Source organism: Microvirga sp. P4_G7, from assembly GCF_056401005.1.
In genome coordinates, this window is record NZ_JBFUKD010000009.1 from 1 (window position 1) to 25,042 (window position 25,042).

Annotated in this window: 21 protein-coding genes; 17 read left to right on the top strand and 4 right to left on the bottom strand. The window is 61.5% G+C overall.

What is annotated here, in order from left to right; genetic code table 11:
* The first annotated feature begins 18 nt into the window (after positions 1-18).
* Together AC1DT3_RS01490 and AC1DT3_RS01495 are read left to right on the top strand one after the other, a co-directional pair.
* The gene (locus AC1DT3_RS01490) at positions 19-372 is read left to right on the top strand and encodes a DUF1428 domain-containing protein (RefSeq protein ID WP_477463477.1); all 354 of its coding nucleotides are present in this window, start codon (positions 19-21) and stop codon (positions 370-372) included.
* A gap of 194 nt (positions 373-566) precedes the next feature.
* Positions 567-1,526, top strand: coding sequence for a DUF6454 family protein (locus AC1DT3_RS01495; protein ID WP_477463455.1), 960 nt, complete (start codon positions 567-569; stop codon positions 1,524-1,526).
* Between the two features lie 101 nt (positions 1,527-1,627).
* Here the strand turns inward: AC1DT3_RS01495 and AC1DT3_RS01500 are convergent, their stop codons facing one another.
* Positions 1,628-3,055 (bottom strand): aldehyde dehydrogenase family protein, encoded by a 1,428-nt coding sequence (locus AC1DT3_RS01500; RefSeq protein WP_477463456.1) that lies wholly within the window; start codon positions 3,053-3,055, stop codon positions 1,628-1,630.
* A 469-nt stretch (positions 3,056-3,524) separates the two neighbouring features.
* Between AC1DT3_RS01500 and AC1DT3_RS01505 the strand changes: the two genes are divergently transcribed.
* Entirely contained in the window at positions 3,525-3,704 is a 180-nt protein-coding gene (locus AC1DT3_RS01505; RefSeq protein ID WP_477463457.1) for a con-10 family general stress protein, read from the top strand.
* 78 nt (positions 3,705-3,782) lie between these two features.
* Here AC1DT3_RS01505 and AC1DT3_RS01510 read toward each other — a convergent pair whose 3' ends face one another.
* A complete protein-coding gene (locus AC1DT3_RS01510) occupies positions 3,783-4,028 on the bottom strand; it encodes a hypothetical protein (protein ID WP_477463458.1) in 246 nt (81 codons plus the stop codon).
* Between the two features lie 208 nt (positions 4,029-4,236).
* Positions 4,237-6,453 (bottom strand): glycoside hydrolase family 3 N-terminal domain-containing protein, encoded by a 2,217-nt coding sequence (locus AC1DT3_RS01515; protein WP_477463459.1) that lies wholly within the window; start codon positions 6,451-6,453, stop codon positions 4,237-4,239.
* Between the two features lie 143 nt (positions 6,454-6,596).
* Between AC1DT3_RS01515 and AC1DT3_RS01520 the strand changes: the two genes are divergently transcribed.
* From AC1DT3_RS01520 to AC1DT3_RS01565, 10 genes are all read left to right on the top strand, one after another.
* Positions 6,597-8,039, top strand: a complete 1,443-nt coding sequence (locus AC1DT3_RS01520) for a response regulator (RefSeq protein WP_477463460.1) — start codon at positions 6,597-6,599, stop codon at positions 8,037-8,039.
* A gap of 85 nt (positions 8,040-8,124) precedes the next feature.
* The gene (locus AC1DT3_RS01525) at positions 8,125-9,516 is read left to right on the top strand and encodes an MATE family efflux transporter (RefSeq protein WP_477463462.1); all 1,392 of its coding nucleotides are present in this window, start codon (positions 8,125-8,127) and stop codon (positions 9,514-9,516) included.
* A gap of 315 nt (positions 9,517-9,831) precedes the next feature.
* A complete protein-coding gene (locus tag AC1DT3_RS01530; protein ID WP_477463463.1) occupies positions 9,832-10,245 on the top strand; it encodes a septal ring lytic transglycosylase RlpA family protein in 414 nt (137 codons plus the stop codon).
* Positions 10,246-10,362: 117 nt separating this feature from the next.
* Positions 10,363-10,683: a hypothetical protein gene (locus AC1DT3_RS01535; protein ID WP_477463464.1), complete on the top strand. Its 321-nt coding sequence runs from the start codon at positions 10,363-10,365 to the stop codon at positions 10,681-10,683.
* 40 nt (positions 10,684-10,723) lie between these two features.
* Positions 10,724-11,029 carry a hypothetical protein gene (locus tag AC1DT3_RS01540; RefSeq protein ID WP_477463465.1) on the top strand — a complete coding sequence of 102 codons (306 nt, stop codon included), beginning with the start codon at positions 10,724-10,726 and terminating at the stop codon, positions 11,027-11,029.
* A gap of 36 nt (positions 11,030-11,065) precedes the next feature.
* Positions 11,066-11,377, top strand: a complete 312-nt coding sequence (locus AC1DT3_RS01545; RefSeq protein WP_477463466.1) for a polyhydroxyalkanoic acid system family protein — start codon at positions 11,066-11,068, stop codon at positions 11,375-11,377.
* Between the two features lie 383 nt (positions 11,378-11,760).
* Positions 11,761-12,768, top strand: a complete 1,008-nt coding sequence (locus tag AC1DT3_RS01550) for a glycosyltransferase (protein ID WP_477463467.1) — start codon at positions 11,761-11,763, stop codon at positions 12,766-12,768.
* 4 nt (positions 12,769-12,772) lie between these two features.
* Positions 12,773-13,912, top strand: a complete 1,140-nt coding sequence (gene glf, locus AC1DT3_RS01555; RefSeq protein ID WP_477463468.1) for a UDP-galactopyranose mutase — start codon at positions 12,773-12,775, stop codon at positions 13,910-13,912.
* Positions 13,913-13,930: 18 nt separating this feature from the next.
* Entirely contained in the window at positions 13,931-15,214 is a 1,284-nt protein-coding gene (locus tag AC1DT3_RS01560; protein WP_477463469.1) for a family 1 glycosylhydrolase, read from the top strand.
* A 21-nt stretch (positions 15,215-15,235) separates the two neighbouring features.
* Positions 15,236-16,465: a glycoside hydrolase family 1 protein gene (locus AC1DT3_RS01565; RefSeq protein WP_477463470.1), complete on the top strand. Its 1,230-nt coding sequence runs from the start codon at positions 15,236-15,238 to the stop codon at positions 16,463-16,465.
* A gap of 6 nt (positions 16,466-16,471) precedes the next feature.
* On the opposite strand, the gene AC1DT3_RS01570 is transcribed toward AC1DT3_RS01565, so the two are convergent.
* Positions 16,472-19,222: a glycoside hydrolase family 2 protein gene (locus AC1DT3_RS01570; RefSeq protein ID WP_477463471.1), complete on the bottom strand. Its 2,751-nt coding sequence runs from the start codon at positions 19,220-19,222 to the stop codon at positions 16,472-16,474.
* A gap of 359 nt (positions 19,223-19,581) precedes the next feature.
* Between AC1DT3_RS01570 and AC1DT3_RS01575 the strand changes: the two genes are divergently transcribed.
* The 4 genes from AC1DT3_RS01575 to AC1DT3_RS01590 all read left to right on the top strand — a co-directional run bounded on the left by AC1DT3_RS01575 (position 19,582) and on the right by AC1DT3_RS01590 (position 25,000).
* A complete protein-coding gene (locus AC1DT3_RS01575) occupies positions 19,582-19,833 on the top strand; it encodes a hypothetical protein (protein WP_477463472.1) in 252 nt (83 codons plus the stop codon).
* A gap of 161 nt (positions 19,834-19,994) precedes the next feature.
* Entirely contained in the window at positions 19,995-22,574 is a 2,580-nt protein-coding gene (locus tag AC1DT3_RS01580) for a DUF3772 domain-containing protein (protein WP_477463473.1), read from the top strand.
* Positions 22,571-23,062, top strand: coding sequence for a CAP domain-containing protein (locus AC1DT3_RS01585; protein ID WP_477463475.1), 492 nt, complete (start codon positions 22,571-22,573; stop codon positions 23,060-23,062). Before AC1DT3_RS01580 ends, AC1DT3_RS01585 begins: the two co-directional genes overlap by 4 nt.
* Positions 23,063-23,167: 105 nt before the next feature.
* On the top strand, positions 23,168-25,000 hold the full coding sequence (locus tag AC1DT3_RS01590; protein ID WP_477463476.1) for a glucan ABC transporter ATP-binding protein/ permease: 1,833 nt from the start codon (positions 23,168-23,170) through the stop codon (positions 24,998-25,000).
* Positions 25,001-25,042 lie beyond the last annotated feature (42 nt).

Genomic DNA, 25,042 nt, shown 5'->3' on the forward strand with positions numbered 1-25,042 from the left:
ATCAAACAGGAGGCTTGCATGGCGTATGTGGACGGTTTCGTGGTCGCGGTGCCGGTTGAGAACCTCGACGCCTACAAGGCGCTGGCACAGCTCGCCGGCCAAGTCTGGAAGGAATACGGCGCGCTCGCCTATGTCGAATGCATGGGCGACGATGTGCCTTATGGCGAAGTGACCTCCTTCCCGCGCGCCGTCCAGGTGAAGGACGGCGAGACGGTGATGTTCTCGTGGATCCTCTACAAGTCTCGTGCCGATCGCGACGCCATCAACGCAAAGGTCATGGCCGACCCGCGTCTCAAGGAGTCGATGGAGAATGCTCCCTTCGATACCAAGAGGATGATCTACGGCGGGTTCGAGACGTTCGTGGAACTCTGACCGTCGGTCATCGCGTAGCGACACCCGGCGGATCCGTCATCGTTCCGTTATCCGGCCGGTGCAAAGAAGACTTGCGCCGGGACGACGTGAGATCGATGCTCCCGTTCAAGCGACGCAGCGAAGACGCGGTCGTCGGACGCGCAACGTCACGCCCGACCGCGATCAAGACATCAACCGTCGCGACGGAGGAACCGATGACAAGCCGAAAATTGACGACTCTCCTTGGTGGATTGAGCGTGCTCGCGGTATCCCTGATGGCGGCGGGCCCGACGCTCGCCGCCGATCAGGCTCTCGGCGAGCGTGTGCAGAAGCTGACTCGCGGTACGAAGTGGAATCAGGCGGCCGCCATCAAGATCCCGTTCAAGACGTTCCACCCGCAAGGGATGGTCAAGATCGGCGATGATTTCTTCGTCTCGTCCGTCGATATTCAGACGCCGACGACGCGTTTCACGGAGCTGCGCGACGGCTACGACCGTGACACCGGCAAGGGCCAGGGCCACCTGTTCAAGATCGGACCTGACGGCAAGCTCCTCGGCGATCTCGTTCTCGGCGAAGGCACCGTCTACCATCCCGGCGGCATCGATTATGACGGCGAGTTCATCTGGGTGCCCGTCGCCGAGTATCGCCCCAACAGCCAGGCGATCATCTACAAGGTCGATCCCAAGACGATGAAGGCGGTCGAGGTATTCCGGTTCAAGGATCACATCGGCGGGATCGTGCACGATCCGCAGAGCAAGTCCCTGCACGGTGTCTCGTGGGGTTCGCGCCGCCTCTACACGTGGCCGATCGGGCAGGATGGCAAGATCACGAATGCGGACGCAAAGCCCGAAGATATCCGCGTGATGAACCCGGCGCAGTACATAGACTACCAGGATTGCCACTTTCTCGGCGCTCAGCGTATGCTCTGCTCGGGGCTCAACGCCTACAAGGCAACGCCCGACGGCCCGACCTTCCGCCTCGGCGGATTCGAGGTCGTGAACCTGAAGGACAATCGGCCGGTTTGGCAGGTGCCGATCGAATTGTGGTCGCCGTCCGGTCTGCCGATGACTCAGAACCCGTTCTTCGTCGAATCGACGGACAACGGATTGCGCGCGTACTTCATGCCAGACGACGACGATTCCACGCTCTTCGTCTACGACGCCGCGGTGAAGTAGAGCGGCTGACGAAAACGAGGCGCGGGGATTACCCGCCGCGCCTCGGCCCTTTCGATGGAGTTGTTAGGCGGCGACCGCGAGTGACTGTCCCGGCGAGCCGTTTAGCCCACGTAGCCGAACATGGACTTGGTCTCGAGGAACTCCTCGAAGCCGAACTTGCCCCACTCGCGCCCGTTGCCCGATTGCTTGTAGCCACCGAACGCTGCGGCGGTGTCACCGCGCGAGCCGTTGAGGTGCACCATGCCGGCGCGAATGCGCCGCGCGACCTTGCGCGCACGCTCGACATCGCCCGACGTGACGTAGCTCGACAGGCCGTACACGGTGTCGTTGGCGATGCGGATCGCTTCCTCTTCGTCGGCGTAGGGCAGGATGGAGAGGACGGGTCCGAATATCTCCTCACGCGCGATGCTCATGGCGTTGCTGACATCGGCGAAGACCGTCGGGCGGACGTAATAACCCCGCGGCAATCCCTCCGGCCGTCCAGGACCGCCGGCGACCAAGGTCGCGCCCTCGCGGATACCCGCCTCGACGAGCGTCTGGATGCGGTCGAACTGTATGTCGCTCACCACGGGCCCGATCATGGTTTCGTCGGCGCGCGGGTCGCCGACGATGGTTTCCTCCGCGATGCGCTTTGCGACGGCGATCGCCTCGTGCTGACGATCGGCCGGCACCAGCAGTCGCGTCGGTGCATTGCACGATTGGCCGCTATTGGCGAAACAGGCACGCGCTCCGTGCGAGACGGCCGCTTCGAAATCCGCATCGTCGAGGATGATGTTCGGTGATTTGCCGCCGAGCTCCTGATGGACGCGTTTGACCGTGTCGGCAGCCGCCTTCGCGACTTGGATGCCAGCCCGGGTGGACCCGGTGAACGAGACCATGTCCACATCGGGATGGCTGGAGAGGGCCTGGCCGACGCCGGGCCCGTCGCCATTGACGAGATTGAACACGCCGGCCGGAACGCCGGCATCATGCATGATCTGGGTGAATACGAGCGCCGATAGCGGCGCGACCTCGCTCGGCTTCAGGATCATGGTGCAGCCGGCGGCAAGCGCCGGGCCGACCTTGCAGGCGATCTGATTGAGCGGCCAGTTCCAGGGGGTGATCAGGCCGCAGACGCCAATCGGTTCGCGGGTGATCAGCGTCGCGTTGACGGTCTCGTCGAAGTCGTAGTCCTTCAGAACCTCCAACGTACGTGTGAGATGGCCGAGACCAGCTGGGACATGACGATCGCGCGCGAAGGCGAGAGGCGCGCCCATCTCCGCAGAAATCGCTTCCGCGAGTTCATCAGTACGACGACGATAGGTTTCGATCACCTCCGTGAGGAGTTCGAGTCGTTCGGCGCGGCTCGTCTGCGCGTAGGACGCAAACGCGCGCCGCGCCGCAGCAACTGCCGCATCCATATCCGCCGCGTTTCCGGCGGCGATGGTCGCGAACACTTCTTCCGTCGCCGGATTGATGACCGTGATGACGCTCTGGCCGTGTGGCTCGACCCAGCGTCCGTCGATGTAGAATTGATGATGTGTCAGCACAGGCGGTCTCCGCAAAGCAATCTATCTTCAGTACCGGAGCGCGGCCGATCGCAAAACCGGTTTTTCACCTCGTTGCGGCCGTACATTATTGCATACGACTCAGTGCCGATTGCGGCGGACGTGCGACGCGACATGTTTTCGATCAGCCCGCCGCGCTTACACCGAGACGACATCGAGTTGGAGGCGGGCGCTTGAAACGACGCTTCGACGACGCGCCCGAACACATCCCGAACACGTGGCGGTCAACGCATGACCGGCGACGTGCGCGGGGCAGTCGGGCACATGAGGCGAGGGCGTCATCGAGCTGAAGCGCGACGTCACAGGTGTCTGCAAACTGGTTCAAACCATTGCAAATCAAGCGAACAATGGCCCCAAAGAGATCATATTTCGCCTCGGAACTTCGCTAACCACGTTCCGTTGATGGGGGAGACGCCGGACGGTGTCGATTTTCAGCCCAGGAGAATTGCGAATGGCAAAGGATAGAACGTCCAACCGCGGCTTTGCGTCCATGGATGAAAACAAGCAGCGCGATATCGCCAGCAAAGGCGGGCAGGCGAGCGGCGGGAACTTCAAGAATGATCCGGAGCGTGCCTCCGAAGCCGGACGAAAAGGCGGCGAGCATTCCCATGGCGGGCGGAGCAGCCGCTAGCAGTCATCAATCGATACGGCAATCGGGCGGGCGTCTCGGCACACGAGGTGCCCGCCCGCTGATCAATGGGCACGCTGATCAATGGGCACGTGCTCGCAGCGCTACGAGCGTGGCCGTGTATAATTTGTTGGGATCGCTGACTCCCGTCATCGCGCTCTTGATGACCTGGGATGCGACGAATTCGCGAAAGGCCTCGGTTGCCGCGTCGTTTACCGCGATGTCGTCGCCGAGATAGTCGAGCACGCGATCGTACGCGAGGCTCATGGTCTTCACGGCCTCACTGTCGAACGTGACAAACGTCGTCTGATCCGTCTGCACCAGCATTGGCGCTTCCTTCCCTCGGGCTTCGTTGAGCAGGGTCGTGTACGCAACTGTCACAGATCGAGATTGATATTATTTCATTGATGGCGCTTTTGCCAAAGAGCGTAGCGCGCTGATCAGGTTTCCGCCAGACGCATAGCGAAGATTGCGCATTTTCGAAAATTGCGTTTTTTCACAATGCTCTATGGCAGGGACATGAGTGGTACGCCCTCTAATCTTGCGGTGCGGGAGCGCGGGTAAGGGTGTCCGTAAGCTCGATCTCACCCGCTTTTTCAGCAAGAGAGTTACCGCCGACGAAAATCTCGAACGTGCCCGCCTCCACCACATATGTTCCGTCGTCACGGTGGAAACCGAGATCCTTCACAGGGACCCGCAAAGTCACTTGCCGGGTCTCATTCGGTTGCAAGGCGACTTTCGTGAAGGCCTTCAATTCTCGGAGGGGTCGGCTTCGACTGGCGATCGGATCCCGGGTGTAGAGCTGAACGACTTCCTCGCCGGCGCGCTCGCCCGTATTGCGAAGGTTCACATTGGCTTCGACGATTCCATCTGAGGTCAATTGCGTGGTCGCAATGCGCGCATCCGTATAGGCAAAGCCGCTGTACCCGAGTCCCCAGCCGAAGGGATAGAGCGGCGTGATGCTTTCATCGAGGTAGTTCAGCGTGAACCGATTGCCCGGCAAGGTCGGTCGCCCGGTTGGCAGGCGATTGTAGTAGAGGGGCAATTGTCCGCCGGCGCGCGGCCAGCTGACGGGGAGTTTGCCGCTCGGATTGACGTCGCCGAACAGGACATCCGCAACAGCGTTGCCGCCTTCCGTGCCCGGATACCACGCCATGACGATGCTCGACAGATCGTCGGCAAGCGCGCCGAGCTCGATTGGTCGTCCCGCTACGAGTACGAGGACGACCGGCTTCCCCGTCGCAATCAACGCGCGCAGAACCTCCTCTTGCTTCCCGCCCAGCGTCATGCGGGTTCGCGATGCCGCCTCGCCCGATAAATCCTGCGGCTCGCCGAAAACGGCAATGACGAGATCGGATGCGCGCGCCGCGTCGATCGCTGCCGGCAGCGTATCCGTCGTGCGGCAGAAGAGATCGCAGGCTGGGACATATCTCACGACCGCGCCCGCCCGGTCGGCACGCATTTGAAGACCCTTCAAGATCGATACGCTGTCCTGCGCATGTCCTCGTGCTGCGTGCGGTCCCAATTGATCGCGGGGCGCATCGGCGAGCGGGCCGATGACCGCGAGAGACTTCGTATCCGGCGCAATCGGCAAAGCACTGCTGAGGTTCTTCAGCAGAACGAGAGTCTCGACGGCAACGTCGCGCGCGGCGCGACGGGATTCGGGAGATGGAAAAGCGGAATCCTGATGCGATGGATCGGCGTCGGGGCGTTCGAATAAGCCGAGTTCGATTTTGGTGCGTAGAACGCGACGGACCGCCTGGTCTACGACCGCCTCCGGCACGCGGCCGGCGCGAACTTCGTTCGGGAGATGCGTTATGTAGAGCTCGCCCATCATATCCATGTCGACGCCGGCAAGGATGGCCTTTCTGGCGGCTTCCGCTCCGTCGGCGGCAATGCCGTGCGCGATCAATTCGCCGATGCCGCTCCAATCCGAAGTGACGAAACCTTTGAAACCCCACTGGCGGCGAAGCACCTCCGTTTGCAGCCAGGCGTTCGCCGTCGCCGGCTCCCCATTGAGAGCATTGAAGGCAGCCATGAAACTCGCCGTCCCGGCCTCGACGGCAGCACGGAACGGCGGCAGGTAGATATCGTACATTTCCGCGCGCGGAATGAACGTGGTGTCGTAGTCACGTCCGCCCTGCGGCGCGCCGTAGCCTGCAAAGTGCTTCACCGCACTCGCCAAGCCGCCGTCGCGGAACCCTCGCACGCGGGCCGCAGTCAGGACCGCTCCGAGGTGAGGGTCCTCGCCGAAACCTTCGACGATGCGTCCCCAACGGCTGTCCCGAGAAAGATCGGCCATGGGCGCGAACGTCCATTGCAGACCGACATAGGACGCTTCTTTCGCAGCCCATTCCGAGGCCAGACGCGAAAGCTCTGGATTGAACGCTGCGGCCTCGCCGAGCGGAATCGGAAACTGCGTGCGCAATCCGTGCAGAATATCGAGACCGAAAAGCGGTGGGATCTTCAGGCGCGATTGCCGTGCGAGCTTTTGCGCGCGCGCGATGTCCGCGGCACTGTTGAAGTTGAGCAGGGCGCCGATCTTGCCTTCTGTGATCTCGTTCCAGCGGAGCGGTGGCCCGTGGGAGATCAGGTTGAGCTGCCCGACTTTCTCTTCGAGCGTCATCTGGGCCAAAAGCTGGTCGATCCGCCGTTCCGTTTCGTCGGCGGCGAAGACGGCCGAGACGCCGGACAAGAGAAGAGCCGCGGCGGCGAAGGCACGGATGAAATGCAGGCAAGGAGACAGGCGCAATGGGAACCTCATGAAAGCGGACAGTCTACGACAGATTGGTCCCGCCCGTCCGCCTCCGAATTATTTAACGCTATAATGTTGGCTTTCGCGTTCCGTGACTCATATCTCTTCGAAGGCATATTTCGAAGGGTTGATGAACGGCTTTGTCTCGATCTCTTAAACTTTCCCTTGCGGCATTTAGTGTCGCTCTCGTCCTCGCCGGCATTCTTGTGGCCGGCGCCGCGTTCATTGAAGGCGCGTACGCCCTCGCTGGCCTTGCCGCAGCCGTATTCTTCGGCGCCGCCATCGGTATTCCCTTGGTCGTTGGGGGCCAGATCGTCCGATTCATCAAGGGCCTTTCCGTGACCCCGCCGTCAAGCTCCGGCGCGGGACTCGTCGGTTGGCGCTCCGCACTGGGCGAGCCGATCCGCCAGAGCGATTTGCTCGAAGAGCGGATCGAACGTCTGCGGGTGTCGGAGAGGCTCGACGCGGTCAATCGCCTGAAGGGCGGAGTGGCTCACGACCTCAACAACAAACTGATGGTGATCAGCGCGAATGTCGATGCGGTCGCCAAGCAGTTGAGCGATCGCCCGGCACTCGAACGCAAGCTCGCATCTGCCCTCGTCGCGTGCGACCAGGCGGCCACGTTGATTTCGAAGGTGCTCACCTTCACGCGACGGCACGAGCAACAGGTTCAGGTGATCGACGTGTCGCGCCAGATCGCGTCCGTCGCCATGCTGTTGGGGCGCTCGTTCCGCACGAGTGCCATAGAAGTGCGCTGCCTGCTTCCTGAAAAGCTCTGGACCGTTCGGGTCGACCCAGAGGAATTCGAGGCCACCATCATTCATTTTGGCGTTCATGTCCGCGATGCGCTGCCGAATGGAGCGCGGGTGACGTTCGAGGCGCGCAATCGCCATATCGACAGGGGCGATTTGACCGATGCCGATTTCACCGGCGACTGCGTCCATATCAATATCCGCGGCGCGCAGCCGGACCACGTCTTCGACGAGACGGAAGTGCGAGCCGAACGCTCCCTCATGATGCCGACGGATTCCATCGGCGATCAGAACGTCGAGCAGGCGTTCGCATTCGTCAAAGAAAGTCGAGGCGTGGCGATCCTGGAACGCAGCGGAGAACGGGCCATCGCCATCGATTTCTATCTGCCACGCGTCGTGCCGACGCCCCGTGCCGTCCCTCCCAAACGTGCGGCAGGCGCGCGCCGGGACGCTGCCAAAAAATCAGATGAAATCCTCATCGTCGACGACGAAATGGAGGTAGCCTCCGCCCTTCAGAACATGTTGGAATCCATGGGCTACGTGGTGCGCATCGAGACCGCGCCCGATGATGCGATTGCACAATTGCGACGGCGTCCACCCGATCTCGTGCTCGCGGACGTCACCATGCCGGGCCCAATGGACGGCGTGAGCTTTGCGCGCGAAGTCCGGCGGGATTATCCCGACCTGCCGATTTTGCTCCTGACGGGAAATACCGCCCTGCCGAAGGAATGGGGCGGGTTTCCTCTGCTTCGCAAGCCCATCGTCGGCGATGATCTCGACGCGGCCATCCAACGCAGTCTCCCGGCTGTGGCGGGAGRYAGGATGCGATAGGGCGTGGATGGGGCGGCAATGTCCTGATCGGAAAACAGGCAGGGGGTGGCGCCCGCGTCTCCTTTCAGGCTAAAAGCGCGGCACGATGCTTCCTTTTCGCGCACATTCCGATCGTTCTGCCTGGTTGGCGGAATTCAGGGCCACTCTTGCCTTGAGCTGGCCGCTCGTTCTCACCAACGTCGCCCAGAACGCGCTCATGACGACGGATGTGATTCTGATGGGATGGCTCGGCTCGGATGCGCTGGCAGCGGGCGCACTCGGGACCAATCTCTATTTCGCATTCCTGATTTTCGGCATCGGTCTCGTCAGCGCGACATCCCCGCTCATCGCCGAAGAACTGGGGCGCAAACGCCATTCCGTGCGCGATGTGCGCCGCACGGTTCGGCAAGGCCTATGGTGCGCCGTGACGGTCGCCGTCCCGATCTGGATCGTGACGTGGAATGGCGAGAGAATTCTGCTCGCGACCGGACAGAACGCCAACCTCGCGAAGGATGCCGGTGAGTATATTCGCGCGCTGCAATGGAGCCTTCTGCCGTTTCTCTTCTATCTCGTCCTGCGAAACTTCTTCGCAGCTCTCGAACGTCCGGGTTGGCCGTTGGTGATCGGTCTTCTCGCAATTCCCGTCAATCTGGCAGCAGCCTATTGCTTGATGTTCGGCGCCTTCGGCCTTCCCGTCCTCGGGCTTCCCGGAGCGGGGCTGGGCACGGTGGTGTCGAGCATCTTCATGTTCGTGAGCCTGGCTCTCGTCGTCACCTTCGATCGACAATTCCGGCGCTACCATCTTTTCGGACGCTTCTGGCGCGCGGACTGGCCGCGCTATCGTACCTTGTGGCGGATTGGTGTCCCTATTGGCCTGACCGTCGCGTTCGAGGTGACGGTGTTCAATGTCGCAGCTCTCCTGATGGGACGCATCGGCGCCAATGAGCTCGCGGCGCACGCGATCGCTCTGCAGATCGCATCCTTCTGCTTCATGGTTCCCTTCGGCTTCGGTCAAGCGGTGACCGTGCGCGTCGGTCGCGCCTACGGGGCGCAGGACCGCGAGGGCATAGCCCGCGCCGGCTGGACATCTTATGCGCTCGGTGTCGGGTTCATGGTGTTCACCGCGTTGCTCATGCTGACGATCCCGCACCTGCTCGTGGGCGCTTTCATCGATCTGAGCGATCCCAAGAATACGGCGGTGGTTGGTTTCGCTCTCTCTTTCTTGATGCTCGCGGCTTTGTTCCAACTGGTCGACGGCGCCCAGGCGGTCGGGGCGGGGATGCTGCGTGGTCTCCAGGATACCAAGGTGCCCATGTTCTACGCGGCGATCGGCTATTGGGGAGTGGGATTGCCGCTCGGGTCCTTTCTCGCCTTCTGGACTGATCTGCGGGGCGTCGGGATCTGGATCGGTCTCGCCGCCGGCTTGGCCGTCGTCGCAGCCCTGATGCTGTGGCGCTGGTTGCGACGCGATCGGCTGCGGCTCACGATCGCCGCCTAGTCCTCCACAACTCAACGGGTTTGTCTGACCAAGCCGGAGGCGAGCGTTGGAACCGTCGTGTGCGGAAAATAATCTGTGCGTTCAGTTCCGCGAAATGCAACCGATGCGCGTAACAATTTGTTACCAAATGCAACAGCGTATTGATATGTAATACTATCTACTATCAAGGCATACAAACGTAAACAAAGGCTAAAACAAGCTTGGCCATAAGCAACTACAAGCGTTGAAAGGTTATGGTGAAACAAGCGAGCCATAATCTCGCCTTTTTATCCGGCAGTTTCCCCACCCACACAACGGGAATAGGGGAGATAACCCTTGAAGAACATAATCGTACGCGCGCCAATTCTGGCGTCGCTCTTGATGCTTGCTGCCTGTAACGCTACGACGGCCAACATGGCCGGAACCAACTCGGTCTCCGCAGAGGCCGCCACCGGACAGACGATCCAGCGGGGCAATGCCTCCTGGTACGGTCCCGGCTTTCACGGACGCCGCACGGCGAGCGGCGAATCGTTCAATTCCTCGGCCATGACGGCCGCTCATCGCACCCTGCCGTTCGGAACCAAGGTCAAGGTCGTGAACGAAAAGAATGGCCGCTCCGTCGTCGTGCGGGTGAATGATCGCGGGCCGTTCATCCGCGGCCGTATCATCGACCTCGCCAAAGGACCAGCGCAGGCGCTTGGCGTGACATCGACCGGCACAGCCTATGTATCGCTGCATCAGATGAACTAGYGCACCAGGAGGGAGCAGGGTCCAAAGGGCCCTGCTTTCGCCACGGCCACGCTCTTAGGTGCTTCTTAATTCCTTGCGGCGATTCTTGGACCCGATTCGGGACCAAGGGTTGCTTAAATGGAAACGACATCGGTTCAGCCGACGAACGTCATCCGCTTTCCAGGCGCGCGGGCATCGGCTTCTCAAAGCCGTGATCAGAAGAGTCTCATGGATGCGGTCTATACGGCCGGATCCCTGCCGATCGCGGCGGACGACCGCGTGACGAAAGATATGGCGACGCGATTGACGATCTTCGGTTTCGTCGTCATCGACGAGATGGCGGCCGATGGATCGCTTCGCCGTCTTCGCCCCTCGGAGGCCTTTGGCGGGTGTACCGCCCATCCCTGGCGGATTTCCAAACCATCGGCGACGCAGGCCCGCGAATCGTTACAAGCCTGACCGCACTGGCCTTTGCGGAGAGCCTCCCTACAATAATGGGATGCATCTCGTTCAGATCCTCCTTCCCCTGTCTGACAATGCGGGTCGCCGCTTCACCGGCGCGTCTTATGGACGCGTCCGCTCGGAAATGACCGCGCATTTCGGAGGCGTGACGAGCTTCACCCGCGCCCCTGCGGAAGRCACGTGGACGGAAGGCGGCCACACGGCCCATGACGACATGGTCGTCTTCGAAGTCATGGCGCGCGATCTCGATCACGTGTGGTGGGAAGATTATCGCGCAGAACTCGAGCGTCGATTTCAGCAGGAAACGATCGTCGTTCGTGCGATCAAGGTCGAGATGCTGTGAGGATCTTCGCATCGTCTTCGCCCCATGAGGAATCGCATGTCTAAGCCTTTGACCGTTTCGATCCCGCATTCGCTTGGGAAGGCCGAAGCGCGTCGACGTCTCGCGACGGGACTGGACAACGTCGAATCGCAGTTCGGCGACAAGATTGCCTCGCTCCATCACGCTTGGGCAGACGATCGCATGACATTTCAGTTTGGAATGATGGGCCAGCATATCGATGGTCATCTCGACGTCTTGGACGATCAGGTGGTCGTCGAGGTTCGCCTTCCGTGGCTACTCGCCATGATTGCCGAAAAGACCAAAGGTTTTATCAAGAAACAGGGTATGTTGATGCTCGAAAAGAAATGAGCGCCGACATTTAATCCCAGCCTGTGCTGTGCACACTACACGGGAACTGAACCGCATCCTTCGCGTTTACCGAGGGATCACGCCGGTATCGGTACCGCCTGATTCACACACCACAATTGATTACTGTCGGACCTTTCTCGTCCGAACCCGGAAACCCGTTTTCTCGAGGTCGCATCATGCATGAGCGTGCGCTTACAACTCCGCATGTCTCCCCGCTTWTAGTAAAGACTAAGCCTAAGCCGATTCTTTTTTGTTTTTCACACCTTCGATGGGATTTCGTTTGGCAGCGCCCGCAGCACCTCATGACCCGCGCAGCCGGAAATTATGACGTTTGCGTGATCGAGGAGCCCCTTTTTCGGGATCATGTCAGCCCTCATTGGGAAATGAATCAGGTTTCGGAAGGCGTGACCGTCGCCGTGCCGATCCTGCCCCATGGATTGGCGCCAGAGGACGTCACCGCTGAACAGCACGAACTCGTCGAGCAATTGCTCGACCGTGAGCCGAATCGTCCGCGCGTCTTCTGGTACTACACGCCGATGGCGATGAGTTTCACCAGCGATTTCGAGAGCGATCTCTGCGTCTACGACAACATGGATGAGTTGTCGCTGTTCTCCGGTGCTTCGCCCGAGTTGATGGCTCTCGAGAAAGCATTGTTCCTGCGTTCCGATCTGGTGTTCACCGGTGGGATGAGCCTCTACGAGGCGAAGAAGAAGCGGCATCACAACGTTCATGCCTTTCCTTCTTCGATCGAAGCGGAGCACTTCGCCAAGGCACGCCGCGCGAGCGTCGATCCGTCCGACCAAGCCGACATTCCCCATCCGCGCATCGGCTTTTTCGGCGTCATCGACGAGCGGATGGATGTCGCGCTCCTCGGTGAGATCGCAGCGCTCCGTCCCGATTGGCATTTCGTCATGATCGGTCCGGTGGTGAAGATCGATCCGGCGATCTTGCCACGAAGCGCCAACATCCATTGGCTCGGCGGCAAGACCTATCGTGAGTTGCCCTCCTATCTGGGGCATTGGGATGTCGGGTTGATGCCGTTCGCGCTGAATGACGCGACGCGATTCATCAGTCCGACCAAGACGCCGGAGTTCCTCGCCGCTGGCGTTCCCGTCGTCTCGACAGCCATCGCAGATGTGGTGCGCCCCTACGGCGAGAAAGGTCTCGTCGAGATCGCGCATAGCGCGCATGAGACGATCGCGAAGATCGAAGGCATCTTCGATCGGCCGAAGGATGCTTGGCTCGTCAAAGTCGATCGCCATTTGGCCACGGGCTCTTGGGACAAGACCTGGATGGCGATGCAGCGTCTCATGCTTGACGGGATGGGCGATGGCGACGCTCTGAACACACCGTTGGCGCGCTCCTCCCCCATCACAACGCCTGCGGAGTAAAGTCATGTACGACTGGTTGATTGTCGGCGCGGGCTTTGCGGGCAGCGTGCTGGCGGAACGCATTGCGTCCGAGCGCAATGAAAAGGTTCTTGTCCTCGACAGGCGCCCGCATATCGGCGGCAACGCCTATGATCGCTATGACGAAGCGGGCCTCTTGATCCATCAGTATGGTCCGCACATCTTCCATACCAACGCGAAACAGATCTTCGATCATCTCTCGCGTTTCACGGAATGGCGCTTCTACGAGCATCGCGTGCTCGCCGAGGTCGACAATCTTCTGCTTCCGATCCCGATCAACCTCGATACCGTCAATACGCTCTACGGCCTCGACCTGACGTCCGAACAGCTCGATGCATGGTTCGCTGCCCGTGCCGAGCCGGTCGCGGAGATCAAGACGTCCGAAGACGTCGTGGTCGCGAAGGTCGGGCGTGAACTGTATGAAAAATTTTTCCGCGGCTATACGCGCAAGCAATGGGGACTCGATCCCTCCGAGCTCGACAAATCCGTCACCGCCCGTGTTCCGACACGAACCAACCGGGATGACCGCTATTTCGGCGACGAGTTCCAGTTCATGCCGAAGCACGGCTACACACGTATGTTCGAACGGATGCTCGATCATCCGAACATTCATGTGATGACCAATGCCGATTATCGTGACGTACGCGACGAAATTCCCCATAGGCGATTGATCTACACAGGCCCGATCGACGAGTATTTCGACTACCGAYTCGGGAAATTGCCTTACCGCTCGCTACGATTCGAGCACGTCACTCTCGACGAGCCGTGGCATCAATCTGTTGCCGTCGTGAACTACCCGCAGACGCATCCCTATACACGCGTCACCGAGTACAAGCACCTGACGGGTCAGGATCACGCCAAGACGGCGCTGACTTATGAATACCCCTCGACGGAAGGCGATCCGTACTACCCGATTCCGAAACCGGAGAACCAAGAACTCTACAAGAAGTACGAACTTCTGGGGATGAGCACGCCCGACGTCTGGTTCGTCGGCAGGCTCGCGACCTATCGCTACTACAACATGGATCAGATCGTCGGCCAGGCGCTGGCGACCTTCCGGAAAATCAACGATACGGTCGCAATTTCGGATGGATCGGATTCCGCTCCGTCTCTTCTGTCCGCTTGATTTGGGACCTTGAGATCGATGGCCACGTTGCCCACCCGATCGCAGCTCGGACGGCTGACCGATCCGGGCGCGTTCGTGTGGGCGACGGGCATCGAGGATACGTTCATCACGGCGCCCTGGCCCGCCACCGGTCGCACCCTCGATGAATATGCCCTGACCGGGCACTATGAACGTTGGAAATCCGACATCGATCTGATCGCGCATCTGGGCGTGAAGGCGGCGCGATACGGTGTTCCCTGGCACCGTATCGAGCCCGAACGCGGTCGGTGGGATTGGGATTTCGCTGACAAGACCCTTGAACATCTCATCGCAGTTGGCGTCGAGCCGATCGTCGACCTCGTTCATTATGGTCTGCCACCGTGGCTCGAAGGCGCGTTTCTCAATCCCGACTACGCGAAGCGTGTCGCTGAATACGCGGCGCGGCTCGCCGAGCGATTCAAAGGCCGCATCGTCTGGTATACGCCTCTCAACGAGCCACGCATCACGGCCTGGTATTGCGGGCGGCTGGGTTGGTGGCCGCCGTTCCGGCGCGGATGGAGCGGGTTCGTGATGCTCATGCTCGCGATCGCCGAAGGCATCGTTGAGACCGTGCAGGCGCTGCATCAGGTCGACCCCGACATCGTGCCGGTGCACGTGGACGCGACGGATGTCTACGACGCGGCGACCCCGGATCTCACAGACGAGGCCGCCCATCGCCAGGAAATCGTGTTCCTGGCCCTCGATCTCGTCAGCGGCCGCGTCGACAGCGCACACGCGCTGTGGCCCTGGTTGCTTCGACACGGCGCTACCGAAGAACGGCTCGGCTGGTTCCAACGCCATGCGGTCGATCTGCCGCTCATAGGCTTGAATTTCTATCCGATGTTCACTCAGAAGGTCCTCCGACGCGCGGCCGGTGGAAAACTGCGCATCGACAAACCCTATGCTTCGGGGGATCTCGTCCAKCGGCTCGGACGTCTCTATTTCGCGCGTTACGGGACGGCTCTCTTCGTCGCTGAAACTGCATCGCAAGGATCGGTCCGTCGTCGGCAGGATTGGCTGGACGCATCGGTCGCCAGCGTCAAAAACCTACGCGAAGAGGCGATCCCCATGGTCGGCTACACGTGGTGGCCGATGTTCGACCTCGTGGCATGGGCCTATCGGCAGGGCGAACGGGACCCCGCGGCGTATCTTGGCCGTATGGGCCTATGGGATCTTGATTCCCAAAGCCTGGATCGAACCGAAACCCCGCTCGTCCGTTCCTATCAGGACTACGTTTCGCGCGGTGCCGGCGCTGTGGGCTATTTGCGCGCTGTAACGCGGTGAACGACCGGAAGAGAGATCCGCATGTTTCGTAGCTTCTTCCTGGCCGGGTTCGAAGGATCGACCGGTTACAATCGCCATGGGGATTGGTTCGACCACGTTGTCGCCACCGGTCACGAGGCGACCGTCAACGAGGATTACCGCGAGATCGCCGGTCTCGGCATTCGTGGCGCGCGCGACGTCATGCGATGGCCTCTGATCGACAAGGGCAACGGACGGTACGATTTTTCCTCGGTGGATCCGTTCATGACGGCCGCGAAGGGCCATCGGGTCGACGTGATTTGGGACCTGTTCCACTATGGCTTTCCGGCTGGGCTCGATCTTTGGAGCGATGCGTTTCCGCGTCGCTTTGCCGATTATTGCTACGCCGCCGCGCGCTATGTCGATCGACATCACAAAGGCCCGCTCTATGTGACGCCGGTCAACGAGCCGTCCTTCATGGCGTATGCGGCGGGCGAGATGGGATTGTTCGCGCCCCATTGCACCGGTCGCGGTTGGGATCTCAAGGTGAGCCTCGTGCGCGCGGCCATCGCGGGTATCAATGCGATCCGGTCGGTTCGCCCGGATGCACGCATTGTCAATGCGGATCCGCTTTGCCACGTTGCCTTGCCGCCTGATCTGCCGGAGACGCATGACGAGGCACGCGATTTCAACGAGCGACTGGTCTTTCAGACGTGGGACATGCTGAGCGGCCGGCTGCTGCCCGAACTCGGCGGAAGTCCCGCGCACCTCGATGTGGTCGGCATCAACTATTACTGGACCAATCAATGGGAATGGCGCGTCGCGCCCAATTCCGACGGCTCGCTTCCACCTCTTCCCGAAGACGATCCGCGGCGGGTCAAACTCGGCGATCTGGTGCGGATGGTGTTTAACCGCTACGGCAGCGACATCGTGATCACTGAGACGGCTCATATCGGCGAACGCCGCGGCCCGTGGCTTCAAGAGGTCGCAGCGGAAGCAGAAGGAGCGCTGCGGGATGGAGTGCCGCTTCACGGCGTATGCCTCTACCCGATCCTCGGCATGCCGGAATGGCACATGCCGGAGCAATGGACCGCGATGGGGCTTTGGGATCCACGAGCGGCGTCGGAGCCGCATGGTGAACGCCTGGCGTGCGGCGACATGCTCGATGCCTTCCGCGAGGCGCAGCATCTCGACAATCTGCACGCGGGAATGCTGAAGCATCGCGAGCGCATGATGGAGCGGGCGCGCCACCCCCGGCGGCCGGGCGATCCATTGCCTGTCGCTGCTGAGTGAACGCACTCAGGCGGCAGCTTCGGCTGCCCTGACGGCTTCTTCAAGACGTGCCGCGCGCGATTCGATGGACAATTCGATGAGGCGATCGCTCAGCAGAGTCGCGGTCGGATCGGCCAGTGCCTCGTCTCGGAGCAAGCGGAGCGTCGATGCGACGATGCGGCCGCGGCCGTAGCTCCGCTCGACGCCGAGTGCGACCGGCTTGTGGATCCATCCGACGACCAGACCGGAGAACACGCGCGCTTGGAAGTCGAGCAGGTTGCAGCCGGCAATGACATGGCTGGGCAGCACCCGATCCATGGTCTCGTCCAGCAGCGGCCCGCTCGGAAAACCCGCGAAATGGCCGGCCCGCCGCAGCCAGGCGAACGATGACGCCCAATCTCCGCGCCACAACGTCCCGTCGCGCTGTTTCACGCGCACGTTCTGCCAATGGGGAAAGAACGGATAGAGATTCATTTCGTCTTCGGGCAGCAAAAGAAGACTTGCGCCCTGCCGCACATGATCCGCAGTCGCCTTGTCGTGATGGCGTGCGACGATCACGTTCGATTCCTCGAGTGCGCGCGCTTGCCCATAACCGAGAGCCTCGAAGCGCTCACGGATGTCCGCATCCGGAGACCACACCAGCTTTTCGGCTTGCGGAACGATGACGCGCTTCGGGTGCAGGGCGATGTCGACGTGGTTCTGCGCCACCAATCGGCCGTCGGCGGTGCGCAATTCCAGCGTGACGCGCCGCTGCTCGGGTTCGCTCAGCTCCGGCGTAGCGATCTCGAGAGAGCCGAGATCGACGACGCAAGGCGCTTCGAGGCGAGGCATGGACAAGCGCCGACTTTCGCCACAGAACGTGACTTCGAGCTGGCAATCGTCGAGAGGCGCGCCGGCGCCGTGTGCGACGTGAATATGGAGTTTGACGGCTTCCCCGACCCAATAGGACACGCGTTCCCATTTCGGCACGATGACGGTGTTGGCGTTGATGATGTGGAACATCTCGTGGAACACGCGCGGATTGCGGCGCATGTCGAGAAGCCCGTTCGATTCCCAATGGCAGTCGTGCAACTCGGTGATGACATAGCCGGCAAGGCTCGGCTTGCGCCGCATCGATTCGATCTCGTATTTCAGCGCGCGAAACTGCTGCCACTGCGCGGCGATCACGAACCGGCGCAGATCGCCGAAGACACGGTCCAGACTCCAATCGGAGAAGCGGTTCTCGACGCCATGGGCGTACATCACCCCTTCACCCCAATCGTGTCCGGTTTCGAACCACCATGGCTCCTGACCGCTTTCGTCGCGCAGGTCCTTTGGATACGGCAAGCCCCAATTGCCGAATTCCGAGCACATCAAAGGCTCCTTGCCGGTGATCACGGCGTCTCCATGGGGCGAGTAGAGCCAGGACGCACGGTCGGCGAGTTCGTCGACGAAACGATCCCACTCGTCGCGATGATCGGGAATCGCGGCGTAGAAATGATAATCCGCGATATCGGATTCCACATGAAAGCTCGGGGCGAGCGGCGAGTTGTCGACGACGAGACGTGTCTGATCGTAACCCTTCAGCCAGGCGAAGGTGCGCTTGAGCCAGTCGCGGTGATCGGCGTCGTTGACGAGATCGACGCCCCAGTTCTCATTGATGATCGTCCAGATGATGATCGAGGGATGGTTGCCGTCACGATCGACGATTCCCTTGAGCAGCTTTTCCTTGCGGCCCCGCGAGCGATCGGTTGCCATGCCGCCGTTAGGGAGTTCGGTCCAGATCAGCACCCCCATCCGGTCCGCCACTTCGTAGTAACGCGGATCGGCCGCCTTGATGTGGCAGCGGAGGCAATTCAGTCCGAGTTCTTTCACCTTCCGGAATTGGTCTTCGAGAAACTCCACAGACGGCACCGTGCAGATCGTCCCCGGGTAGTAATCCTGATCGAGTGCGGCGAGCAGGTAGAGGGGCTCGCCATTCAGGTAGAATTTGCCGTCGCGTGTCTCGATCGTGCGGAAGCCGAACGAATCGGCGAGCTCGTCCTTTTCTTCATCGCCGCGGAGGAGCGTAAGCCGTACCCGGTACAGGTGCGGGTGATCGGGCGACCAGGACTCCACCTCTGGCAGCGTGAACTCGAACGGCATGCTCGTGACACCGATCTGCGTCCCATGAATTTCATCCAGCACTCGCTTTCCAAAGGGATCGAAGACCTCCACCCGGATTTGCGTATCGGCAACGAGCGGGCGCGCGAAGAACACGCCGGCGCTGACCCGGCCCGTGTCGCGGTTGGGAACGAGACGAATCCGCGTCATGTGGTCCGAAATCCGCCGCTCGAGGTGGACTGGCTGCCAGATGCCGGACAGCGGCCCGTACCAGCTCTGTTTGCCGAAGGGGATTTCGGCAAACGGGGAATCTGGGAATTCCGCCGGATTGTCGGTCGGGGAATCGACGCGGATCTTGATTTCATTCGGGCCCGCCTTGAGATGGCTCGTGACGTCGAATGAAAACGGCAGGAATCCGCCCTCGTTCGAGCCGACGAGATCTCCGTTCACGAAGACCTTCGAGTTGTGAAAAACGGCGCCGAATCGGATCCAGATGCTCTCGTGGAGCCATCCCTCGGGGATGTCGACGGTCCTGCAATAGATGCCGATTCCGGCGCGCATGCGCAGGTCTGAAAACTCGGCCTGCCACGGCCGAGGCACGACGATGTGGCGCACTTCGGCCGGACCGGACATGCGATCGTCGGCGACGTGAAGAAACTGCCAGACGCCGTCCAGGCTGATGCGATTGTCGTGCATGATGGTCATCCTCGAACAGCCCATTACCCAGAGCGGCTAAAGCGGCAAAAACATGACTTCGTCCCGGGGGCTGCAAGTGCCTCCGGTTCATTTGGTTTCTAGGCAACGCCAATCCGCCCGTTTGGCAGATCGGCACCGTAAGGCCAGAGAACGCCACGAGGGAGCCGACAACGAGGCTCGTGCCGTTGGGAACGTCTTCTCCATGGTCAACGACCTCGCGGGACGATTGATCCCCTCCGCCCGCTCGGATGCGGTCCGCAATTGTGGGAACAGGAACCCCTGATGGCTTGTGGCGTTGCCCACCGAACGCGGAGGGCCGGGATTTCGGTCTTCGTTGTCATTTTTGATGAGGGATCCTGATGCCGAAAATTGTCCGAGACGACCGCGCCCGCCAGGGCCCCCCGGGCCGGCCGGTGCTCGCCGTGTTGCTGGGCGCCCTGTTTCTGTGCGCGGTCTCCATCGGGGGGTATATGATCTGGGTGGGCATGACGTCGCCGGACGACCCCAGCCAGGCCGCTTCTCGAAAGGCGATCACCGGCTCGCCGACCGGCACTTCGGGATCCGGGTCATCCGCAACGGAACCGTCTTCCACAGGTACGACCAACCGCTAAATCGCCATTTTCATGAGGTCTCCGGGGAGGAGGATCCCCGGGGGCTGCTTGCGCTTGCGCTTCTCCGCGGTGGCGGCGACCTTGGCATCGAGTGATTCGCGGGATCTCCCAAAGGCCAATAGGCCGAACAAAGGCCAGAAGGTCGAACAAGGGCGGACTGAATGACGAAGACCCCGAAACGGTGGCGCCTGTTTGCGGCAGCGACCATGTTGACTTTGGGTTTGGGCGGCTTGGTCCAGGCTCAGCCGGCCAATCCTCTTGCCAATCCTCTTTCCAAGCCCCTCGCCCAGCCCGAGCAGCAATCGGCTCCGGCCGTCCCCGCCAAGCCCGTACCAACCCCGGATGCCGCTCCGCTCAACATCTCGGCTGAGACCAAGGCGGCGAGAGGGAAGCTGGACGGTATCAAGGTGGATCTCGACCAGAAGGAAGCCAGCCTTCAAGGCCGCACCTTGTCGGACGTGGAACTCCAAAGTCTGAAAGACCAGCTCGAACCGCTCGCAGCTCAAATTCGCGCCATCATCGATGAGCAGGCTCCGCGCCTGGAAGCCAGCAAAGCCAGGCTGACCCAGCTCGGACCGAAGCCGAAAGACGGCCCGGAAGAAAGCGCCGACGTCGTCAAGGATCGCGGCGAGCGCGAAGCGGCCGTGGCCGAACTGGACGAGACGCAGCGTCTGGCCAAGGCCCTCCTCGTCCAGACCGACCAGATCGCCACGCAGGTCAGCGACCGCCGCCGTGCATCCTTCACTCGCGCCCTGTTCGAGCAAGGTGGAGGCGTGTTCAGTCCAACGCTTTGGATGGAAGTCGCCCAAGCCATTCCACGCGAATTGCGTGTGCAGCAGATAACGATCTCCGACACGTTCGAGCATTTCAAGCGCAGTGCGACCCTCTTTCGGGTGCTGATGCTCGGCCTGGCCATCGGCATCGGCATCGCCCTCTATGTCGGGCGACGCTCGCTCGCGCCGCGCCTCGTGAAGCGCGATCCGGAGATCGATGATCCGAGCCGCCGTAGCCGTCTTCTTGCGGCCCTCGTCGTGCTCCTTCTCGGATCGTTGCCGGCAATCGTGGGAAGCTGGATCGTCTGGATCGCCTTCGATTCGGCGGACCTCTTTCCGCCCCGCCTCGAACAGGTGGTCGCGGCCTTGCTGCGCGGCATCGCCTTCGTGGCCTTCGTGGGTGCCTTGATCGACGCCGTTCTCGCACCGAATTGCCCGTCGTGGCGGCTCGTGCCCGTGGGCAACGCCGCTGCTTCGCGGATCATGAGTTTCGGTGTTTTGCTTACGAGCATCATCGTCGCCGGCAAGGTTCTCGAATCCTTCAACCGCGCCATCGCGGCGGTTTTGCCGATCACCGTCATGACCCGTGCGGTGTTCGCGCTCGCAGCCGCCTTGATCCTAGGTGAACTCCTTCGCCGTTTCGCAGCGCGCGCCGACGATGACGAGAATTGTCTCGGTCCCTACGTCGCCCAAGACATCGACGTCGGCGGACCCTTGCGGACTCTGGGTTGGATCGAGGTCGGTGCAATCGCCGTCAGCGTCATCGGGGGATATGTGGCGCTTGCGTCCTTCCTCGTCGATCAGGCCCTGTGGATTTCGATCATCGTCGCCTTGCTGATCCTCTGCATCGTGCTCGTCGACGAATTCGTCGGCGGCTCTCTGCAGAAGGACGGGCGGCTCGCGACGACATTGCAAGCCAATACAGGGTTGCGCCGCAGATCAATCGAACAGATCGGCGTTCTCACGAACGGTGTCGCACGGGTCTGCCTCATCATCCTCGCTCTGCTTCTGGCGCTCGCCCCATGGGGCATCGAATCGACGGACATCGTCGGTTCGGTCCGCGCGGCATTCTTCGGGTTCAGCATCGGCGACATGACGATCTCGATCTCGTCGATCTTGTTTGCAGGCTTGTTCTTCGCCATCGGCTTCGCGGTCACCCGCATCGTTCAACGCTGGCTCGACAACACGTTCCTGCCGGCGACGGATCTCGACGCAGGCTTGCGCAACTCGATCCGCACGGCTGCGGGCTATGTGGGCATCATCACGACCGGCGTCGTGTGTTTCACCTATCTCGGGCTCAGTCTCGAGCGGCTGACGCTCGTCGCGGGTGCGTTGTCGGTCGGTATCGGTTTTGGTCTGCAGTCGATCGTCAACAATTTCATTTCGGGTCTCATTCTGTTGTGGGAACGCCCGATCCGCGTCGGTGACCTCGTCGTCGTCGGCGACGGCGAGGGTTACGTCCGCCGGATCAACGTGCGGTCGACGGAGATTCAGACCTTCGATCGTTCGACTTTGATCGTTCCCAACTCCAACTTGATCTCCGGAATCGTGCGCAATCGCGTCCGCAACGATCGCATGGGGCGCGTCATCGTCTCGGTTCCTGTGCCGCGCGCGTCCGATCCGGACCAGGTCGCCGAGGTCATGCGCACGGCGGCCCTGGCGCATCGCGAGGTGATGAGCGAGCCGCCGCCGCGCGTGCTGTTCAAGAAGGTCACCGAGACGACGATCGATTTCGACCTCGTGTGTTTCGTCGACGAGATCGACAGTGCGGGCCGGGTTTCGAGCGACCTCTATTTCGAGATCATGCGTGCGCTGCGCAAAGTCGGTACTGGCGTCCCGCCCGCCGCGCAGGCGACCGTCGAAATCAAGGGCCTCGAAGGTCTCGAGGAATCGATGGACAACATCGCTCACGCGATCGAAGACGCGGATGATCCGCTCGTCATGCCAAAGGGGAAGGCATCGTCATGAAACGGATCGTCATACTCGGCCTAGTGGCGCTGGCCTTGGCTGCCTGCGAGACCGCACCACGGCCATCCGGCGAGTTGCCGTTCTACCGCTCGATGGCGCGGGCCGACGCTGTTGTCGATGCGGCGACCGCGCAAGACATGTTCAATGCCTATCGCCGCAACAAGGGCCTTGGCCCGCTGACCGTCGATCCCACTCTGCAAGCGGCCGCGGAAGCCGAGGCGCAGGCGATGGCGGCGGCGGACAAGCCAGCTTCTGCCGATGCGGTCAAGGCGCGCCTCGCATCCGGAGGCGCCGTCGCGCCTGCCGCCAACCTCTCGGCGGGTTACCACACCCTCGCCGAAGCGTTTTCCGGTTGGCGCGAAAGCCCGCAGCACGATCGGGTTCTCCTCGATCCGCGTGCGACCCGGATGGGCATCGCCACCGCCTTCACGCCGAACTCGAAATACAAGGTCTATTGGGTTCTCGTCGTCGCCGCCGGCCAGCGTTGAGAGGCTGCGGGGATTGCCGAACGCCGGGAACGGCTTAGGTCTGTTGGAAGGCGCGAAACGGGGCCGGGCGGAGAATCGTCCTGCCGACGCCGAGGGTGATATCTGATGTGGCTGATCCGCCTCTATGGTCGTGTTCTTGGGCAGCTCGGCTCCGATCTGAGGATCGGCTTGGTTCTCGCCTTGGCGAATGTCGCCCTGGCGATCGCCGCCTTCGCCGAACCAATTCTGTTCGGCCGCATCATCGATGTTCTCACGGGTGCACAGGCAGCCGGCGGTCGTCCAGTGACGTTCGGCGTGCTGACGCCGTTGATCGTCGCCTGGGTCGCCTTCGCCTTCTTTTCCATCGGCGCCGGCGTTCTCGTTGCGCTCTATGCGGACCGCCTGTCGCATCGCAGACGGCTCGCCGTCATGGCGAATTATTTCGAGCATGTGCTCGAGTTGCCGCTCGCCTTCCACACCTCCACCCATTCCGGCCGCGTGCTCAAAGTCATGCTCGACGGTTCGAGTGGGATGGCGTGGCTGTGGCTCGGCTTCTTTCGCGAGCATTGCGCGGCGCTGGTGTCTCTCATCGTGTTGCTGCCCCTGACGGTCTTTCTCAACTGGAGGCTTGGCCTCCTGTTGGTGGTGCTCGTGGCGATCTTCGCCGTCCTGACGACCCTCGTGTTGCGCAAGACGGAGAGTTTGCAAGGAACGGTCGAACGCTATCATTCGAGCCTCGCCGAACACGCCTCCGACGCGCTCGGCAACGTGCCGGTCATTCAATCCTTCACGCGCATCGAGGCGGAATCGCGCAAGCTTGGAAGCATCATTCAGCAGCTTCTTCAGGCTCAGAATCCGGTTCTGTCCTGGTGGGCGATCGCATCCGTCGCGACCCGCGCGTCCGCCACCGTTACGATCACCGCGATCTTTCTCGTCGGCGTCGGCCTCAACCTCAAGGGCCTCGCGACAATCGGTGAAGTCGTCATGTTCATGAGCATGGCGAACATGCTGATCGCCCGCCTCGAACAGGCGGTCAACTTCATCAATCAGCTTTTCATGCAAGCGCCGAAGATGCGCGAGTTCTTCGAGATCCTCGACACGACGCCCGCTGTGCACGATCGCTTGAACGCGAAAAGCGTCGATCGCTTCAAGGGCAATGTCGCCTTCGAAAGCGTGAGCTTTTCCTATGACGGCAAGCGGCCGGCGGTGCAGGATGTGTCGTTCTCCGTATTGCCGGGCGAGAACGTCGCGCTGGTCGGCGCGACCGGCTCGGGCAAATCGACCACGCTCGGGCTTTTGCATCGTGCGTTCGATCCGCAATCGGGCGCGATCCGTATCGACGGTGACGACATCCGCGATCTCACGCTCGCGTCGCTGCGGCGGAACATCGGCGTCGTCTTCCAGGAGCCGATGCTGTTCGCACGGTCCATCCGCGAAAATCTCCAGGTTGGACAGCCGAACGCCACCGATGCGGAGATGATCGCTGCGCTCGAACGGGCGCAGGCCATCGAATTCATCGCCCGCCAGAGCGACGGGCTCGATACGATCATCGGCGAGCGGGGACGCTCGTTGTCGGGCGGCGAGCGCCAACGATTGTCGATCGCTCGTGCGCTCTTGAAGAACCCGCCGATCCTCATTCTCGACGAAGCCACAAGCGCACTCGACGCCGCGACAGAGCAGAAGCTGCAGAAGGCCCTCGACGAGGTCATGAAAGGGCGCACGACGTTCGTCATCGCCCACCGGCTCGCCACCATCCGCAACGCCGATCGGATCCTCGTTTTCGATCAGGGCAGCGTGGTCGAGAGCGGGTCGTTCGAAGAGCTCGTCGCAAAAGGAGGCCGGTTCGCCGAGCTCGCGAAGGCGCAATTCATGGCCGGCGAGCCGGCCGCGATCCCGAAGCGCAAGCATGGTCCCATCGCGGAATCTCATGATCCAGTCGGGGAGCCTTCCGAATCCTGAGCGACCAGCCAAAAGTAATATTGTTGCGGTGATGAGAACGTG

Bases quoted from the DNA above. Each gene is read 5' to 3' on its own strand.
- AC1DT3_RS01495 (WP_477463455.1), top strand. From the start codon at position 567: ATGACAAGCCGAAAATTGACGACTCTCCTTGGTGGATTGAGCGTGCTC.
- AC1DT3_RS01550 (WP_477463467.1), top strand. From the start codon at position 11,761: ATGAATCAGGTTTCGGAAGGCGTGACCGTCGCCGTGCCGATCCTGCCC.
- AC1DT3_RS01570 (WP_477463471.1), bottom strand. From the start codon at position 19,222: ATGCACGACAATCGCATCAGCCTGGACGGCGTCTGGCAGTTTCTTCAC.
- AC1DT3_RS01575 (WP_477463472.1), top strand. From the start codon at position 19,582: ATGCCGAAAATTGTCCGAGACGACCGCGCCCGCCAGGGCCCCCCGGGC.
- AC1DT3_RS01490 (WP_477463477.1), top strand. From the start codon at position 19: ATGGCGTATGTGGACGGTTTCGTGGTCGCGGTGCCGGTTGAGAACCTC.
- AC1DT3_RS01565 (WP_477463470.1), top strand. From the start codon at position 15,236: ATGTTTCGTAGCTTCTTCCTGGCCGGGTTCGAAGGATCGACCGGTTAC.
- AC1DT3_RS01535 (WP_477463464.1), top strand. From the start codon at position 10,363: ATGGAAACGACATCGGTTCAGCCGACGAACGTCATCCGCTTTCCAGGC.
- AC1DT3_RS01525 (WP_477463462.1), top strand. From the start codon at position 8,125: ATGCTTCCTTTTCGCGCACATTCCGATCGTTCTGCCTGGTTGGCGGAA.
- AC1DT3_RS01510 (WP_477463458.1), bottom strand. From the start codon at position 4,028: ATGCTGGTGCAGACGGATCAGACGACGTTTGTCACGTTCGACAGTGAG.
- AC1DT3_RS01505 (WP_477463457.1), top strand. From the start codon at position 3,525: ATGGCAAAGGATAGAACGTCCAACCGCGGCTTTGCGTCCATGGATGAA.
- AC1DT3_RS01590 (WP_477463476.1), top strand. From the start codon at position 23,168: ATGTGGCTGATCCGCCTCTATGGTCGTGTTCTTGGGCAGCTCGGCTCC.
- AC1DT3_RS01580 (WP_477463473.1), top strand. From the start codon at position 19,995: ATGACGAAGACCCCGAAACGGTGGCGCCTGTTTGCGGCAGCGACCATG.
- AC1DT3_RS01585 (WP_477463475.1), top strand. From the start codon at position 22,571: ATGAAACGGATCGTCATACTCGGCCTAGTGGCGCTGGCCTTGGCTGCC.
- AC1DT3_RS01545 (WP_477463466.1), top strand. From the start codon at position 11,066: ATGTCTAAGCCTTTGACCGTTTCGATCCCGCATTCGCTTGGGAAGGCC.